This is a genomic window from Acidocella aminolytica 101 = DSM 11237 (genome assembly GCF_900129125.1).
Classification (GTDB): Bacteria; Pseudomonadota; Alphaproteobacteria; order Acetobacterales; family Acetobacteraceae; genus Acidocella; species Acidocella aminolytica.
Window position 1 is genome coordinate 48,783 of record NZ_FQVJ01000013.1, and the last position, 15,916, is coordinate 64,698.

Here is a 15,916-nt window from a genome sequence, read left to right on the forward strand (position 1 = left end):
TGCCGCTATGCTCCCTTCCGTCCGAGAAAAAAGGGGTGGAAACGATGCGCCAATTCCATACACTCACGAACGGTTCCCGGATTGTCTCGTTGAAGAAAACTTTTCTCCGGAGCAGCGACCCCGCGCAGGAAAGATTTATTGTTGAGGATGGATGGGTGTTCCGTGAGCATCACGGAAAATATGTCGAATGTATTTGCCGCAGCGATGATATCGCGCACCTGCCCGATGGTCCGAACCATGCTTATTCAGGCCATCGATAACCGCCTGCTTTACAGCTAAAGTAAGGCCCGCATTCGCGGGCCGTACGTTTGTTTATTTTCCCTTAACCGATTTTGTCGTGCCACCCGCCCCCGAGATCGGCACGCCGGACCCGATGGTTGGTGAAGGCTGCACCGCGATTTGAGGCAGCGTTGGATCATTGGGCAAGGTCGCGCTTCTTCCGGCCGGTTTTTTCGAAGGCGTTTTCTCCTCATGCCCGGATGGCGGCTTGGCTATGCCGGGCTGCACGACTGAGCCATTCGGATTGCCAGTAATCTGCGTGCTGCCTGAGACACTTGCCTGGGCCCACGCCATACCCCCGGGGGCCAGCACCACCGCTAAAGCCAAACCCAAACGCCGCATTGCCCTTGCTCCTGTTCGTTAGGGACCCGTTACGTAATATATATATATGGACGCAGGGGCATAAAATTGGAATGGGCGATTATCCTGACGGCACAGCATTAAACGCAATGCTTCATGCCCTTGCCTTTTAATGCCGCTGACCTAGCTTCACCTCATGCCCGATGTGCCGCTCATCAACTGGCCTGCGACCCGCCTTGGCGAAACAGCCCAACCGGAATCCCGTACTCTGGCCTTGGCTGAGGAAACGCCGGTCAATCTGCGGTACAATACGATGCAATATGCCGTCATGATTGCAACCGCGCGTGACATTGAAGATTTTTGCGTGGGGTTTTCAATAACCGAAGGCATAGTCGCCCATGCAGATGAGATTAAATCCATCACCCTCGAAGACGGGGATGGCTTTATCACCGCTGATCTGCGGATTCCGGCCGAGCCGTTTCATCGGCTGATGCAGGCCTCACGACGGATGGTGGTGGGACGGACCGGCTGCGGGGTATGCGGCACGGAAGAGGCTGGGCAGGTTCTGCGCCCCCTGCCCGCTTTACCGCCTGGCCCGCCAACGTCGCTGGCCGCCATCCGGCGTGGCTTGGCGGATTTGTCGGACCATCAGACACTGAACAAACAGGCCAGAATGCTGCATGGCGCGGCTTGGTGCGGGCTGGAGGGGGAGATCCGGCTGGTTCGTGAGGATGTGGGACGGCATAATGCGTTGGATAAACTCATCGGCGCCGGATTACGGGCCGGGCAAAATCTCTCTGAGGGGTTTTGCCTGCTGACCTCGCGCTGTTCTTACGAAATGGTCCAGAAATCCATCATTGCGGGGTTTCGGACCATTGTCGCCATTTCCGCCCCTACCGGTCTGGCGCTGCGGGTCGCACAACAGGCCGGGCTGACGGTTGTGGCCATCGCCCGGTCTGATTCGCAAATGCTGTTTACCGGAAAGCTCTCAGACTAAACCGCTCGCTTCACACGACGATCCTGACGGGGATCGACTTCGCCGCCGGGGTGCCGGAAATTTCATCGTGATGCCCAAGCGGCAGAAGCCGGTTCAGCTCAGGGTAATAGCCCGCCAAGCTGCCACGTGGCATCTGGTAAGGATAGACCGTCAGCCCTTCCACCCGGCGCGCCATACCGTCATTCGCGATGGTTTCCAGCGCCACCAGAGCCCGTGACGCGATATTGCACGCGCGCATATCGTCCTCGTTCATGAACAGCACCATGCGCCCATCATAAACACCGCGATAACGGTCCGAGTTGGAATAGATGGTGGTATTGTATTGGTCGTGTGAGCGCACGGTGGAAAGCCGGAACATTTCCGCGCCGCCAACCGGCTTGTTCTCATCCAGCCCCGGGAACAGCAGGAAGTTGGCGCGGCCGGTTTCCGTGTTCCATTTGCGCTCACGCGGCGGGTTGGAAAGGTGAAACCCTCCCGGCGCCTTGATCCGCTCATTAAACCCACTGAACAGATCTGGATAAACGGCGGCGATTTTATCGCGGATCAGATTGTAATCAGCGATGAAGCTGTCCCACGGCACAACGCTCTCCGGTAACGTGGCGCGTGCCATGCCACAGACAATCTCGATTTCTGAACGCAGGTCCGGGCTAGCAGGTTCCAGAACACCGCGAGAGGCGGTGACGTTGGACATCGCATCCTCGATGGTCACGAACTGCTCCCCGCTGGCCTGCCGGTCGATCTCAGACCGCGCGATTACCGGCAAGATCAGCGCTTGTTTGCCATGCACCAGATGGCCGCGATTGAGCTTGGTAGCGATGCCCACGGTCAGGTTCAACCGGCTCATCGCCTCGTACGCTGCTTTGGTGTCGGGAATGGCATGGATGAAATTGCCACCCATGCCGATGAACACCTTGGCCGTGCCATCGATCATCGCGCGCACGCTTTCCACCACATGATGCCCGTGCCGGCGCGGCGGCTTGAAGCCGAATACATTTTCAAGCTGGTCGAGATAAGCCTCGCTCGGCTTCTCATCGATCCCCACAGTGCGATCACCCTGCACGTTGGAATGGCCGCGCACAGGGCAGATGCCTGCTCCGGGCTTGCCGAAATTGCCACGAAGTAAAAGCAGATTGACGATCTGCTGAATCACCCTGGCGCCCTGCTGGTGCTGGGTGACGCCCATGCCGAAGCAAATGATCGTCGCGTTGGACGCGATATAAACATCAGCACAGCGACGAATCTGCTCTTCCGCGATACCTGAGACGCGGATGATATCGTCCCACGCCGTATTTTCGATATCCGCCTTCAGCGCCTCGAAGCCGTGCGTATGGTCACGGATGAAGGCTTCATCCAGCACGACCTCACCAACGGCGTGGCGCTCGAACAGCACCTTCATGATGCCTTTCAGGAACGCAGCGTCACCGCCGATTTTAACATGCACAAATTCGTTGGAGATAGGCGTGGAACCGAAGGTGGCCATCTCCAACACATCCTGCGGCTCTGTGAAGCGGATCAACGCGCGTTCAGGCATCGGGTTCACGGCGACGATGGGCGCGTTTCGTTTGCGGGCATTCACCAACTCGCTCATCATACGCGGGCTGTTGGTGCCGGTGTTCTGGCCGATAATGAAAATGGCTTCCGCCTTGGCGAAATCACCAATAACCACCGTTCCCTTGCCGATTCCGATGGACATGGGCAGGCCACGGCTGGTGGGCTCATGGCACATATTGGAGCAGTCTGGGAAATTATTGGTGCCAAATTCCCGCACGAACACGGAATATAAAAAAGCGGCCTCGTTGGAGGTACGGCCGGAGGTATAAAATTCCGCCTGATCCGGACTTTCCAGCGCATTCAGTTCAGCGGCGATCAGCTTATAGGCATCGCCCCAGGAGACAGGCACATAATGGTCCGTGGCGGGGTCGTAGCGCATTGGCTCGGTCAGGCGGCCCTGCTCTTCCAGCCAGTAATCGCTCTGCGTCATCAGCTCAGAAACGCTGTACTGGGCAAAGAATGCCCGCGATGCCCGCTTACGGGTAGCTTCAACCGCCAGGGCCTTCGCGCCGTTTTCGCAGAATTCCAGCTTCTTCTCGCGGTCGGGGTTTGGCCAGGCGCAGCTAGGGCATTTAAAACCGTCCGGGTGGTTCATCTTGAGCAGTGCTTGGCTACCTTTTACGGCGACACTCTGCTCCAGCAGGATTTTCGCCGTGGCTTTTGCCGCGCCCCAACCACCCGCTGGCGCCTCATACGTCTCAAAGCGAAGTTTTTCAGACATTCAAAAACACTCCTGACGAAGAACAGCTATCGTTATCATTCATTTATCCGCGGGCTAGGCGAGGTGTGCCGCTCATGCGCATCAAGCCATGTAATCACACGCTCAGCCAGGAACTGACAGCTTATGCCAACAAGCCCACCAAGCAGCACTTCTACACCCCGCCACAATCCCGTTTACAAAATCGATTGTTGGTCAGGCCGTGTGAGCAAAACAATCGGCGCTGTCCACATCGATACACGCAGATCTGGCCAGAGGCGCATCAGCAACGTGTAAAACGCAACCGCCCCGACAAGCAGAAACGGAATCAAGCATAAAAAGCCAGCAGCGTACCGCCAAGATCACCGCCGAGATCACACTCACAACCGTGCCCGTTAACTGCCAGAGCGTGACGCGGTTTGTGTCGTTCAGCTCTTCCTGCGAGACGATAATGCCACACATGGTGGCCCACACAGGATGTGGCAACCCACCGCGCCCGCTAGCAAAAACGCCAACGCGGCAGCACTGGAGCAACGCGATAGAGGCTTTTGTAGTATTATCCGCAAGGTTGTTTGCGGTCATTCGCAGGGACATGTGCAACGCCTTGGTTGGTGTTCAGTTTCCAGTGACTGTTCGCCCCATAAATGGGCTGCTTTTGTAGCGCCTCAAGGTGTTTTTTGTGGCTGCTCAAACCATTGAGGGGCATATATGGAAAGTGCCGCAAAAGCGGGAATTCACCTTCAACTAAATCTCCGCGGGCGCTTTACGGGCATGATGAAATTTGGTTCCGGGCGCTGTCCTGACGGCGCGGCTCTACTCGCTCGCCTTCTTCTCATGCTGCTTTTCGTCATTTTCGGCTGGCTAAAACTTGCAAATTTCAGCGGTACGATTGAGCAATATGGCCCATGTTGGTGCGACGTTGCCGATTCTGGCCCCGCTGATCGCCGTGGTTATGGAGTTTTTGTCGGTATCGCCCTGGTTCTTGGCATCGCCACTCGGCCCTTGGCGATTTTGATGTTGGTTTACACGCTGGGTACCGCGCTGATCGGGCATCATTTCTGGACCATGACTGACATGGCGCGGTTTGAGGCGATGATCAATTTTTGCAAAAATATCAGCATCAGGGGCGGACTATTGCTGCTGTACGTCACCGGGGCTGGCAAGTTCTCACTGGACCGCGTGCTGGGTTGGAATTGAGAAAAATGGTGCGGGTGGTCGGAATCGAACCGACACTCCATTGCTGGAACCGGATTTTGAGTCCGGCGCGTCTACCAGTTCCACCACACCCGCCCGGTGAGCGCCTGTTTAAGTGAGGCTCGTACCGAAATCAACTGGATACCGCAAATCTGTTTTGAGCCTCCGCGCCCGAAGGCTCAAATTCATGAAATCAGTACCGGGTGAATTTTTCTTCCCCGGCTCCACTTGCCAGCCTGATTTGGTTTGTTTATAGAGCCGCCCACCGGTCCCGAATAGCTCAGTTGGTAGAGCAAGCGACTGTTAATCGCTCGGTCGTAGGTTCGAGTCCTACTTCGGGAGCCAGGTTTTTCTTTAAAAATCAAGGCTTTTCAAAGATTCCCTTAGGCGGGCTGCGTAAACAGCACGGCCTCGGCAATTGCGTCCGCCAACGCCTCAACCCCCTCACCGCCGCGCGCATTTGTGGCGATGAGCGGCTTGCCCGAGCGGGCTTCACGCGCTTCCTCAAGCATCTTCTCCAGATCCACCCCCACATGCGGCGCGAGATCCGTCTTGTTGATGATCAGCAGGTCACAGCGCAGCACACCCGGCCCGCGTTTACGGGGAATGTCGTCACCACCCGCCACATCGATGACGAAAATCCACCAATCGACGAGGTCGAGCGAAAAAGTGGATGCCAGATTATCGCCGCCCGATTCGTAGATGATCAATTCCAGCCCTGGGATCGACGCCTCCATGCGATCACCCGCCAGCATGTTCAGGGTCGGGTCTTCACGGATGACCGTATGCGGGCAGGCCCCCGCCTCCACCGCGCCCACTCTGGCCGGGTCAATCAACCCGGACCTGCGCAAACGCTCCGCGTCCTCGGCCGTCACCAGATCATTCGTGATCACGGCAAAATTGATACGCCGGCGCTGCAAAACCGGGATCAGCGCCTCAATTAACGCGGTTTTTCCTGAGCCAACTGGCCCGCCAATTCCGATTCGTGCAGCCGTCATGGAAACTCTGTTCTCCATCAAATGATAAGTCAGAGAGCAGCAAACACCGCGAATCGGACGGCGTCTACCCTGATGGTTTTAGACGGGCGCGGTGCTGCTCGCGGCCAATGCAGCGCGCATGGTTTCTACGCCTAAGCGAGCCTATGCATGAATACGGGCGCCCCCCAAGTTCAGCCCGCAATGCTTTATCGTCGCCCAACCGCGCCAGCCACTCGGCCGCATGGCTGATCCGGGTCCGCCCATTTAGCCCCCTGCATGGGCGCGTAAATGGCGCTTCATCCATAACAAGTACAAGCCGATACCCCACCAGTGCGGCGCTGCTCGCATCCACAAAGGCCAGACCGCCTGACCGCCAAGTTGCGACCACGGGTTTACCGCGCAACATCGCCTCCGCCAGCACCAGCCAGAATTCTTCCGCCCGATGCAGACTGAGCAGAATATCAGCCGGCGCCATCAACCCCGCCATCTGTGCCGATACCCAGACATTGTTGAAGATTTTGATATTTAGCCCGGCCTCAGGCTCCTGCCTTGCGGCTTCACGCGGGTAACCCCTGGCACCTTGCAGCTTAATGACTAATAATCTGGTCCAGCCGGTCTCGAAACGCTTTCCAGAGCGCGGCAATCCCGGCCAGAGGATCTTTGCGTATCAGGTAGACCACTAAAGACACAACCATCAGCGCGACCACCACCGGGTCCGCTAACGCCAGCCCGGTTAGTGCCTCAGCTTGCGGCAAGAGGCATAGAGCCAGCGGATGCGGCACCATTCTCACCCTGCCTGGCAGAAGCGGCGCCAAGGCCTGCGCCACAACATCCAACGGCTCCCACACCTCATGCACATAACGTCTGCCTGCTTTCCAGACGGGCAGCGCAATGGGCAGCTCCTAGGCCCAAAGGCGGTGTCACGCGGCGGCGTTTCTGCCCGACACCCAACCGTATTCCATGGCCGCCACCCCCCATTTGCCCAGCGGCTTGCGCCAGAATACGCGCAGCCAGACCCTAGCCCGGTGGGGCTGGCGATCTCCCCGGCTACAGACACGTCATGCGCGGCAGGGGGGCTTGGGATCAGCGTGTGGCGCCAAAGCCGCCGCCACGCCATTCAGCCCCGCCCGTGGCGCACCAGCCGATAATAGCCGCCAGAAACGATGAGCCATTGATAAATGCTCAAACATCACCAGCCGCGCCGTTCCGCACCTATTGTGCAAAACCATGACTCGCGTAAGTTTCGATTTCATTTCTCCTAACGTTTCTTTAAGAATTTCCCATGTCTCACCCCACCCTGCTGCCTGCGCGCTAGGTCGAAACCCCTTTTGTTCATGGTACAATGCCTGCATGACGGGGCGCTTGCTTTGTGCCACGCGTTATGCTCGCGCTCGGCGCGAGTTCACGTTTGCGCGTCGCGCAATATGTGCCGTTTCTGCGTAAGGCGGGATTGGATATCGCGCTTCGCCCTTTTTTGGATAATGCTTACCTCGCCGCCCTTTATGCCGGGCAGTCACGTCGCGGCGCGGCTCTGGCCGCTTATGGGAGAGCCTTTTCCCTGCTGTCGGAAATTGAGCGGAAACGGAGGAGGATTGGGTGACTCATCTACGCACATTACGCGACGCGCCGTACCTTACCGCCGCCATGGGCATGGCCGCACGGCGGCGGGTGGAGCAGAATTACAGTCTGAACGTCACCGTGCCGATTCTTGCCGAGATAATCAACGAACTGCTTGGCAGTATTGTTGCACATAAGGCATGAACCCCGCCTGCAGTGCCGAAGCGTTGAGCTTAAACGCCTCCAGCCGATAAGGCGCGTGACGCCCATAGCCACCGCGCGGCTTGGCTTCAATCTGCCGTATCATGGCCTGGGTAGCCTGCTCTGTCAGCTCTTCCCCGAAATGCGCGTAAATGCGTTGAATCGCGACGAGCGGCGCCGCCGTAAATTCCTCGTACTTCATGTGAAATTTGCGTGACGCGGGAACATCCGCCCGGCGGTCAAAATCCAGCAGTAAATTAGCACCTTGCGTCCAGCGCGCGGCCACTTGCGCACCAATCTCGGCCGCGTTGATCCCGCGCAGAAACGGCCGTCTTAATACTTGCGTGAGATGCGCCACGGACCCCAGCACCGCGATCGGGTCGCGATGCAAAACAACAAAGCGCGCGTCAGGATAAACACGCAAAATTGCATCCAGCGTGAATGTATGATCAGGGCACTTCAGCACCCAGCGGGCGGGCTTGCCATCTTGCAGGAACTGCAAAAATTTCTTGTGGAACAGAAATGCGTCGTCATGCCCATGCTTTTCCAGCCATTGAAAATAAGACGGCACGCGGTGGGTGGAATCAAACCGCAGGCTCTGGAACACATGCGCAGTGATCTCGCTGCATTCCTGCGGGCTGTCCGCATAGATCGGGTGCAGTTCCCTGAAACCGGGCGCGAGACCATTGAAAAGATCAAGCTGCTTATCCACCCGGACAATCCGCCTATCCCCCGCCGAATTAAAACCAGCCGGGCGGGGCGCTGGGTAAATCATTTGCCAGTTACGCGGCACTTGATTACCAGGATCCTGCGCCATCAAGTCATGCAGGAAGGTCGTGCCTGAACGCGGCAAGCCCAAAATAAATAAAGGAGCCTTGATTGGCGCTGCCGTGAGGGATGGTGAAGCAGCATGCGAATCTTCAATAAGCTGGGCATTGCGCAGCAGGCGGACAAAATCCCATTTCAGGGACACGCGGCCGAACAGGCTGAGCTCCGACTCAGCCTTAATCGATGCCAACAGCCGCTCAAGCCCTTCAACCGCATCTGGCGAGGGGGCAACCTTGGCGGCACGGAGCAATGCCAACGCATCCCCAACCGCAAAGGCCGAATCAGGCACAATCCGATCAGCCACTCTGAACCCACGGCTCAGAACCCTCGCCAAAGCTGTCATCTTAGTGCGGTTTCCGTTCGATCAATTCAATCTTGTAACCATCCGGGTCCTCAATAAAGGCGATCACCGTGGTGCCGAACTTCACCGGGCCAGGCTCACGGGTAATCTTCACGCCAGCTTCGCGCAGCTTGTCGCAGGCGGCGTAAATGTCGGGCACGCCAAGTGCCAGATGCCCAAAAGCGGTGCCCATCTCATAGTGATCGACACCCCAGTTATAAGTGAGTTCCAGCACGGTGTTGTTGTCCTCATCGCCATACCCAACGAATACCAAGGTGTATTTTCCTTCAGGCACTTCGGTACGGCGCAACTCATTCATGCCCAGCAGGCCCGTATAGAAGCTCACGCTCCGTTCCAAATCACCAACCCGCAACATGGTATGAAGATAGCTGAATTCGCTCATCGTTTTGCCTCTCATTCTGAAACCATATCTAAACAGAAACGCCAACCAAAAACATTTCTTCTTTGTCAGCTGTTTCAATAAGTTGTGTCTTCGAGGCCAAGATAGTACCGCCCGCTTCGAATGCGACCCCCTGAAGGCCTGCTTTCGCCGCATGCCTCACCGTATCTGGCCCTATGGTTGGCAAATCCGCCCGGCGCTCTTGCTGCGGCTTAGCGATTTTCACCAGGACGCCAGCCGGTCCTGGACGGGTCACGGCGCGGATTCGCGATAGCATCGCATCTGTTCCTTCCACCGTTTCCACTGCAAGAACAATCCCTTGCTGCACCACGCAGGCCTGGCCAATATCGGCGGCGCCAGTGAGCTTCAGCACCTCCACCCCGCGCTGAATATCCATCCGGGCCTGCTCATCCGGCGCGGTACGCGTCAACAGCCCCACCGGGGCCAACGCGTCCTTCATGATTTCGTGCGCGCCCAGAACGCGAAATCCCTCCTCTGAGAGGACCCGTACAATGGCCGCCAGCAAGCCATCATCGCCCAAAAAGGCTGCCTTGCCGACACGCGCCAGCAGCCGGGCACCTTCAGCATCCGGGCGGACCGAGAGAAAAGACGGGCGCTTCACTGGCCCGATCATGACCAACTCCACACACCCGCGCTCCCGCAACGCGCGAATCATCGCGCCAATGGCGCCAAGGCGGAAAAAATGGTGTGGAAACGGGCTGAGTACAGAGGGGTCCGCATAGCCATCCAGCCCTGCGATGAACACACAGCGCCCTGCTGCCTGCGCGGCCGCAGCCACCTGCCCCGGCAATGGCCCACCCCCGGCGATAATGCCGAGTGGCTCCGTCATGCGCCTAACCCCATAGAAAACACTCTGAATTGCCTACACAAGCAATCGAATATTGCTCGCACGGCGTCAACCGGTGGCGGTTATTCCGCCTCGCCCGCCACGTTGGTCAGGATACCATGTTTGGAGGGCGTTGCCATAAAGGCCAGCATCTCGCCCACAAAGACATTATCTTTGTAGAGTGCGGCGGCTTGCGCCACACGCTCGGCAAACACGCCCGGACCAGTGAACAGGAATTTATAAGCCTGGTTGATCTCAACCAGCTGCGCCTTATTAATCCCCCGGCGTTTCAGGCCAATTATGTTAAGGCCCAGCAGCTCGGCCCGGGTGCCAAATACGCGGGCAAAGGGAATAACGTCACGGGTAACACCGGTCAGCCCGCCTACCATGGCGCCCGCCCCAACGCGGGTGAATTGCAGAAGCGCGGCATTGCCGCCGATCACCGCCCGGTCGCCAATCTCAACGTGGCCTCCAAGCGCCACATTGTTGGAGATAATGACCCCATCGCCCAATACGCAATCATGCGCCACATGCACGGTCGCCATCAACAGACAGTCCGCGCCGATCTTGGTAATGCCGCTGCCCGTGACGGTACCGCGATGGATGGAGGCGTGTTCCCGGATCTGAGTACGCGGGCCGATGACGGTTTCCGTCTCCTCGCCTTTATATTTCAGATCCTGAGGCTCCAGCCCCACCGTGCAGAACGGGAACAGCTTAACGCCCGCCCCCAAATATGTCCGACCGGAGATCGCGACATGAGAGACAAGCTCAACCCCTTCCTCCAGCACGACATCCTTGCCGACTGTGCAGAAAGGCCCAATCTTCGCGCCCGGTGCAATGGTGGCGCCATCTTCAATGATGGCGGAGGGGTGGATCATACTCTTTACCGTATCCAGCATCTTTCGTCAGCTCCAAACCTGCCTTCGCGCTGTACGCAAGCAGGCAGGTCAGAGCCAATCACATTCAGTTACCGCGTATGTCACGGTGGATCAGACAGGTTTTTCCTTGTCCATGATCATGGCAGTGATTGTGGCTTCCGCGACAACCGTGCCATCCACGCGCCCTTCACAGGCAAACTTCCAAATCTGCCCACGCCGCTTCTCCTTGGTCACCAACAAGCGCAGTTGGTCACCGGGGATCACCGGCTTGCGGAACTTCGCGCCGTCGATCGACATGAAATACACGATTGGAATTCCAGCCTCCGGTCCCAGGGTGGAAATTACCAACCCCGCGGCGGTTTGCGCCATGCTCTCAACAATTAGCACACCGGGCATAACCGGGTGGCCCGGAAAATGGCCTTGAAAGAACGGCTCGTTCACGCTGACATTTTTGATGCCAACTGCGGAATGATCCTTGCGAACATCCACCAGGCGGTCAACCAGCAGTAGCGGGTAGCGATGCGGGATCATGCCCAGAATCTGCTTAATGTCGATCATCGCCACATCCACGGGCGGAAGGGTTTGCACCGTCTCGTCACTCATTCTTTGCCAGGTCCCTGATTTTGTCCTTTGCGCCCACCTTGGGCGAGTTTACGCAAGGTGATCACCTCGCGAAAAAAACTCTTGGAATTTTGAGCGGGCGCGCCAAGCACTTCCTCACCCGGCGGAACGTCTTGCATCACGCCGGACTGGGCGCCGATACGCGCTTTGTCACCAATATTCAGATGCCCTGTCAGTCCGGCTTGCGCGGCGATCATCACCCCCTGACCGATCTGGGTTGAGCCAGAAATTCCGGCCTGCGCCACCACCACGGAAAACGGCCCGATATTCACGTTATGGCCAATCTGCACAAGGTTATCGATATGCACGCCCGGGCCGATGACCGTATCCTGCGCCGAGCCACGATCGATGGTTGTGTTGGCGCCAATCTCCGCACCATCGCCAATCAGCACCCGACCAAGCTGCGGCACGGGGGTGAAACCGGTTTTGGAAATGGCGAAGCCGAACCCGTCCTGCCCAATCCGCGCGCCAGGGTAGATAACCACACGGTTGCCCAAAATGGCATGGCTCAACGTCACCTGCGCATGAATGCGGCATTGTTTGCCGATCACCACGCCCGGCGCAATGTAAGCAAGCGCGCCAATGGACGTCTCAGCTCCAATTTCCACCCCGGCCCCAATAACAGCACCAGGACCAATCTCTGCACTGGGGTCGATTACCGCGGATGGATCAATCACGGCGGAGAGATGCACACCCGCCACCGGCGCGGGGTACGGGTAAAACAACGCAGAGACCTTGGCCCAGCCGACATAGGGCTCAGCCACGGCCAGCGCCACGCACCCTGTTGGCACCTTGTCCGCGAAATCTGGGTGCAAAATCACCGCACCCGCTTTGGTTTCCGCCAACAGCCCGGCATAACGCCGGTTATCCAGAAAACTCACATCCTGCGGCCCGGCACTTTGCAAAGGCGCCACGCCAGAGATCAAAACCTCCGGTAACCGCCCCTCAATACCAAGCAAAGCCGCGAGGACACTCAGGGAATGTGGCCCGGCACGGCGGAAAAACCGCTCGTCACCAGGCTTACCAGCCTCCATCATGAATCAGGGGCCTACGCCGTCGCCCTGACCTTCAGGCGGGTTGACCTTCATGTCCGGCGTCACCACGCTAGGCGGTACGGTCACATGCGGGAGCAGCTTGTTCAGCTCCTTCACGGTCTCGTCCGTAATATCAAAAGCCGCCACGTTCAGCACAGCCTGTTCGCGGTGCAGCACGAGATTCATTCCATGGGCCTGAGCTTCCTGCTTGACAATTCCGGCCATCATGGCCTCGATCTTTTGCAGAGCCTTCTGGCCGGCATTCTGAATGGCCTGGTTGCGCTCCTGGAACTTGGTCTGCGTCGCGGCGATCTCGTTCTGCAGCGCCTGCTCTTTCTTCTCAAGTTCGGCATCACTCAGCTTACCGCGCTCCGCCATGATCGCCTGCTGTTTGGCCTGAATCTTTGACCTGGCCTCGCGCGCATCCTTGGCCAAAGCCGCTTGGCGCTTCTGAATCTCGGCCTGCACGTCCTGGGCAGCGGTGGAATTCTGGAGCACTTCCGGCACGGACAACACACCAATCACAGCCGTTGGAGGCGGTGCTTCAGCCGGCAGCGGCGGCAGGTTGGGCACTTTGAAATCCGCCTGCTGCTGCCCTTGCGGCGCAACATGCTCGGTCGGGGTGCTCGGCTTGGGCTCCGGTTTCGGCGCCGGAGCCGTATGAGGCTGGCTGCTGGGCGGCATGAAATACCCCGCCGACCCGGAGGATGAGGACTGAGCATAGGCCGCCGGTGCGGCGCCTAATGTCAGCAGGGGCAGAACAAGCGCGTAACGGGAAAAAGCGGACACTTAGAACCTCGTACCAAAAGAGACGCGGAATTGCTGAACCTGATCGCCCCGCTGTTTGACCACGGGCTGGGCCAGAGACAGATTGATCAGGCCAAATGGCGTGTTCCAGGACACACCCACACCGGCACCCACGCGCGGCGCCGAACTATCCAGCAGCGTGGCCGTACCAATTGTGGACGCCCCCCACAAAGAGCCGACATCCACAAAGGCAAAGCCGGAGACCCCCAGATCCTTGGAGACCGGCAGCGGGAAATGCAGTTCCGTGGACTGGGTCCACATATAACGGCCGCCAACCTGACCGCCGCTGCTCGTCAGCGTACCGCTGCTGTTATAAACCGGCTCGACATAGGGGCCGACACCGCCATCCGCGAAGCCGCGCAGAGAGTCACCCCCCAGAAAGAACCGATCCTCGATCTTATCCTGATACCCGCGCATATCCACCAGATAACCAGCGGAAGCGCTCAGTTTCAGAACCCAGCTAGGGTTCCCAAACACATGCTCAAGCGGGATGTAATATGAGAGATTTGGGTTAATCCGGAAATATTTGGCATCCCCGCCAAGCCCAGCGAGATCCGTTGTAATATTCAGCAGCAGGCCGGAATGCGGATCCTGATCGCTATCCAGATAATCGAAGCTCAAAGTCTGGCTGAGCTGCGAAAGTGAAGATTTTCCAGCTTCGCTTTCGATATAGATATTCGTGCTGCTGCCAGTCGGAATATCGTAAATATTCCGGCTACTGACCGTGTATGTAAAGGTCTGCTGGACATTCTGGTTAAAGCGGTAACCCAGCCTGATATCCGCGCCGATATTGCTCTCTGAGTAAGCATAATTCTGCGAGGTATTCGTGTAAGAATTCGTCACCGTACGGAAAATATCCCACCCCGCGATCAGATTGCGGTCCAGAAAGTACGGGTCGGTCATGCCCACGTTGATCTGCGTGCCATGCTGAGCGATCAAGGCGTTGATTGAGGCGTTGATGCCGGTGCCGATAAAGTTATTCTGGCTCAGACCGGTATTCAGCAACGCGCCCAGGGAGGTTGAATACCCGCCACCCAAGGAGAACTGGCCGGTCGCCTGTTCCTGCACCGAAGTCTTCAACACTACCTGCTGCGGCGTGGAGCCTTGGTCGGTGCTCATCTTCACATTCTTGAAGAAGCCAAGATTCTTAATGTTCTTGGTGGATTGGTCGATCTGACTTTGATTATAGGCATCCCCTTCCGCCACAGTCAGCTCACGGCGTATGACCTTGTCTTCAGTGCGGGTGTTCCCAACAATATCGATGCGCTGAATCCAAACGCGCGGACCATTAACCACATTCAGTACGATATTGACCGTGTGGTTCTTGTGGTCGAGCGTCACATCCGGGTTCACCGTGGCAAAAGCATAGCCCAAATTCAGGGCCCGCTTGTTCAGCGCTTCAACGCCTTCCTGCAAGGCATCGCCATCGAACCAATCGCCCTTGGAAAGCGGCACCAACCCGCGCAGCTCGCTCTCGGTCAGGTTATGAATGTTCGAGACAACCTTGATCGACCCAATCTTGTACCGGGCCCCTTCATCGACCGTGTAGGCCAAATAGAAGGATTTACGATCAGGGCTGAGATTAGCGTTGACGCTCACCACTTGGAAATTGGCGTAGCCCTTATGGAAGTAGAATTTGTGGAGCAGATATTCGTCATACTCCACACGATCTGAATTGAACTGATCCGCGCTGGACAGGAATCGCCACCACGCCGACTGGCGGCTGGAAATCACACCGCGCAGGGTGGATTGCGAGAAATGCTTGTTGCCGACGAAGGTAATCCGGCTGATGTCGGTCACATGGCCTTCATTGCATTGAAACACCACGTTCACGCGGTTATCCGGCAGCTTGATGATGTTGGCCGTCACCTCGGCATTATAATAGCCCTTCTTGGCATAGGCGTTCAGTAGGGCCCGGCGGTCTGCCTCCGCCGCGGCGGGGGTGTAAACGGCGCGCGGCTTCAGGCTCAAGGCGGCCTGGGCGTCCTTGTCCGACAATTCGCTATTGCCCGAGAACAGCACCTGATTGACCGTCGGGTTCTCAACCACGGACACGTCAAGGTTGTTTCCGCTGCGCGCGATGTTCACGCTCTTGAACAGCCCTGTCGCATAGAGTGTCTTAACCGATTGGTTGATCGCTTCCTGGCTGAAAGGCTGACCCGGCTGCGCCACCATGTAAGCAATGATGGTGCTGGTCTCGATTCGCTTGTTCCCCGTGACCTGAATGGCGGCAATGGTGCCTCCGGTGCGGATAGGGGCATTGGCCGGGGTGGCGGCCTGCGCCACGGCAGTTGGGCCAGGGGCCGCAAGCATGGCCGGCAACAGGCAGACTGACGCCAGAAGAACGGAGCGCGGCTTTAGCAATCGAAATCTCCCAAACCATGAACCCCGGAGCCCGGGACTTGCCA

General features: G+C 57.8%; 19 protein-coding genes and 2 tRNA genes. 5 read left to right on the top strand and 16 right to left on the bottom strand.

Annotation, left to right across the window (positions count from 1 at the left end; translation table 11 throughout):
* Nucleotides 1-5: 5 nt before the first annotated feature.
* Both BUB54_RS20220 and BUB54_RS08890 read right to left on the bottom strand, forming a co-directional pair.
* Nucleotides 6-239 carry a hypothetical protein gene (locus BUB54_RS20220; RefSeq protein ID WP_148359167.1) on the bottom strand — a complete coding sequence of 78 codons (234 nt, stop codon included), beginning with the start codon at nt 237-239 and terminating at the stop codon, nt 6-8.
* 73 nt (nt 240-312) lie between these two features.
* Nucleotides 313-621 (bottom strand): hypothetical protein, encoded by a 309-nt coding sequence (locus tag BUB54_RS08890; RefSeq protein WP_048877410.1) that lies wholly within the window; start codon nt 619-621, stop codon nt 313-315.
* A 154-nt stretch (nt 622-775) separates the two neighbouring features.
* Between BUB54_RS08890 and fdhD the strand changes: the two genes are divergently transcribed.
* Nucleotides 776-1,576, top strand: coding sequence for a formate dehydrogenase accessory sulfurtransferase FdhD (fdhD, locus tag BUB54_RS08895; RefSeq protein WP_048877411.1), 801 nt, complete (start codon nt 776-778; stop codon nt 1,574-1,576).
* A gap of 10 nt (nt 1,577-1,586) precedes the next feature.
* On the opposite strand, the gene BUB54_RS08900 is transcribed toward fdhD, so the two are convergent.
* Together BUB54_RS08900 and BUB54_RS08905 are read right to left on the bottom strand one after the other, a co-directional pair.
* Nucleotides 1,587-3,848: an FdhF/YdeP family oxidoreductase gene (locus tag BUB54_RS08900; RefSeq protein ID WP_048877412.1), complete on the bottom strand. Its 2,262-nt coding sequence runs from the start codon at nt 3,846-3,848 to the stop codon at nt 1,587-1,589.
* 192 nt (nt 3,849-4,040) lie between these two features.
* Nucleotides 4,041-4,406: a hypothetical protein gene (locus BUB54_RS08905; protein WP_139284847.1), complete on the bottom strand. Its 366-nt coding sequence runs from the start codon at nt 4,404-4,406 to the stop codon at nt 4,041-4,043.
* A 252-nt stretch (nt 4,407-4,658) separates the two neighbouring features.
* Here BUB54_RS08905 and BUB54_RS08910 point away from each other — a divergent pair, with 252 nt between their 5' ends.
* Nucleotides 4,659-5,021: a DoxX family protein gene (locus BUB54_RS08910; RefSeq protein WP_217652469.1), complete on the top strand. Its 363-nt coding sequence runs from the start codon at nt 4,659-4,661 to the stop codon at nt 5,019-5,021.
* A 6-nt stretch (nt 5,022-5,027) separates the two neighbouring features.
* Here BUB54_RS08910 and BUB54_RS08915 read toward each other — a convergent pair.
* Nucleotides 5,028-5,114, bottom strand: a tRNA-Leu gene (locus BUB54_RS08915).
* 173 nt (nt 5,115-5,287) lie between these two features.
* Between BUB54_RS08915 and BUB54_RS08920 the strand changes: the two genes are divergently transcribed.
* Nucleotides 5,288-5,363, top strand: a tRNA-Asn gene (locus tag BUB54_RS08920).
* Between the two features lie 38 nt (nt 5,364-5,401).
* Here BUB54_RS08920 and ureG read toward each other — a convergent pair.
* From ureG to BUB54_RS08935, 3 genes are all read right to left on the bottom strand, one after another.
* On the bottom strand, nt 5,402-6,016 hold the full coding sequence (gene ureG / locus BUB54_RS08925; RefSeq protein ID WP_175556489.1) for an urease accessory protein UreG: 615 nt from the start codon (nt 6,014-6,016) through the stop codon (nt 5,402-5,404).
* Nucleotides 6,017-6,080: 64 nt separating this feature from the next.
* The gene (locus tag BUB54_RS08930) at nt 6,081-6,638 is read right to left on the bottom strand and encodes a glycosyltransferase (RefSeq protein ID WP_158320060.1); all 558 of its coding nucleotides are present in this window, start codon (nt 6,636-6,638) and stop codon (nt 6,081-6,083) included.
* Nucleotides 6,583-6,852: a hypothetical protein gene (locus BUB54_RS08935; protein ID WP_048877416.1), complete on the bottom strand. Its 270-nt coding sequence runs from the start codon at nt 6,850-6,852 to the stop codon at nt 6,583-6,585. The genes BUB54_RS08930 and BUB54_RS08935 overlap by 56 nt, the downstream gene beginning before the upstream one ends.
* A gap of 524 nt (nt 6,853-7,376) precedes the next feature.
* On the opposite strand from BUB54_RS08935, the gene BUB54_RS08940 reads away from it, so the two are divergent.
* Both BUB54_RS08940 and BUB54_RS20735 read left to right on the top strand, forming a co-directional pair.
* Nucleotides 7,377-7,595: a hypothetical protein gene (locus BUB54_RS08940; RefSeq protein WP_048877417.1), complete on the top strand. Its 219-nt coding sequence runs from the start codon at nt 7,377-7,379 to the stop codon at nt 7,593-7,595.
* The gene (locus tag BUB54_RS20735; protein ID WP_158320061.1) at nt 7,592-7,756 is read left to right on the top strand and encodes a hypothetical protein; all 165 of its coding nucleotides are present in this window, start codon (nt 7,592-7,594) and stop codon (nt 7,754-7,756) included. Before BUB54_RS08940 ends, BUB54_RS20735 begins: the two co-directional genes overlap by 4 nt.
* Here the strand turns inward: BUB54_RS20735 and BUB54_RS08945 are convergent.
* The 8 genes from BUB54_RS08945 to bamA form a co-directional block, all read right to left on the bottom strand.
* A complete protein-coding gene (locus tag BUB54_RS08945) occupies nt 7,716-8,885 on the bottom strand; it encodes a sulfotransferase family protein (protein WP_244890761.1) in 1,170 nt (389 codons plus the stop codon). The genes BUB54_RS20735 and BUB54_RS08945 overlap by 41 nt on opposite strands.
* 40 nt (nt 8,886-8,925) lie before the next feature.
* A complete protein-coding gene (gene gloA, locus BUB54_RS08950) occupies nt 8,926-9,324 on the bottom strand; it encodes a lactoylglutathione lyase (RefSeq protein WP_048877419.1) in 399 nt (132 codons plus the stop codon).
* A 28-nt stretch (nt 9,325-9,352) separates the two neighbouring features.
* Complete coding sequence (locus tag BUB54_RS08955; protein WP_048877420.1) at nt 9,353-10,171, bottom strand: LpxI family protein; 819 nt, start codon at nt 10,169-10,171, stop codon at nt 9,353-9,355.
* Between the two features lie 80 nt (nt 10,172-10,251).
* On the bottom strand, nt 10,252-11,067 hold the full coding sequence (gene lpxA, locus BUB54_RS08960; RefSeq protein WP_241869293.1) for an acyl-ACP--UDP-N-acetylglucosamine O-acyltransferase: 816 nt from the start codon (nt 11,065-11,067) through the stop codon (nt 10,252-10,254).
* A gap of 90 nt (nt 11,068-11,157) precedes the next feature.
* Nucleotides 11,158-11,649 (bottom strand): 3-hydroxyacyl-ACP dehydratase FabZ, encoded by a 492-nt coding sequence (gene fabZ, locus BUB54_RS08965; RefSeq protein WP_048877421.1) that lies wholly within the window; start codon nt 11,647-11,649, stop codon nt 11,158-11,160.
* A complete protein-coding gene (lpxD, locus tag BUB54_RS08970; protein ID WP_048877422.1) occupies nt 11,646-12,704 on the bottom strand; it encodes a UDP-3-O-(3-hydroxymyristoyl)glucosamine N-acyltransferase in 1,059 nt (352 codons plus the stop codon). The genes fabZ and lpxD overlap by 4 nt, the downstream gene beginning before the upstream one ends.
* 3 nt (nt 12,705-12,707) lie before the next feature.
* Nucleotides 12,708-13,490, bottom strand: coding sequence for an OmpH family outer membrane protein (locus BUB54_RS08975; RefSeq protein WP_052948277.1), 783 nt, complete (start codon nt 13,488-13,490; stop codon nt 12,708-12,710).
* The gene (gene bamA, locus BUB54_RS08980; RefSeq protein ID WP_139284848.1) at nt 13,491-15,872 is read right to left on the bottom strand and encodes an outer membrane protein assembly factor BamA; all 2,382 of its coding nucleotides are present in this window, start codon (nt 15,870-15,872) and stop codon (nt 13,491-13,493) included.
* Between the last annotated feature and the right edge of the window lie 44 nt (nt 15,873-15,916).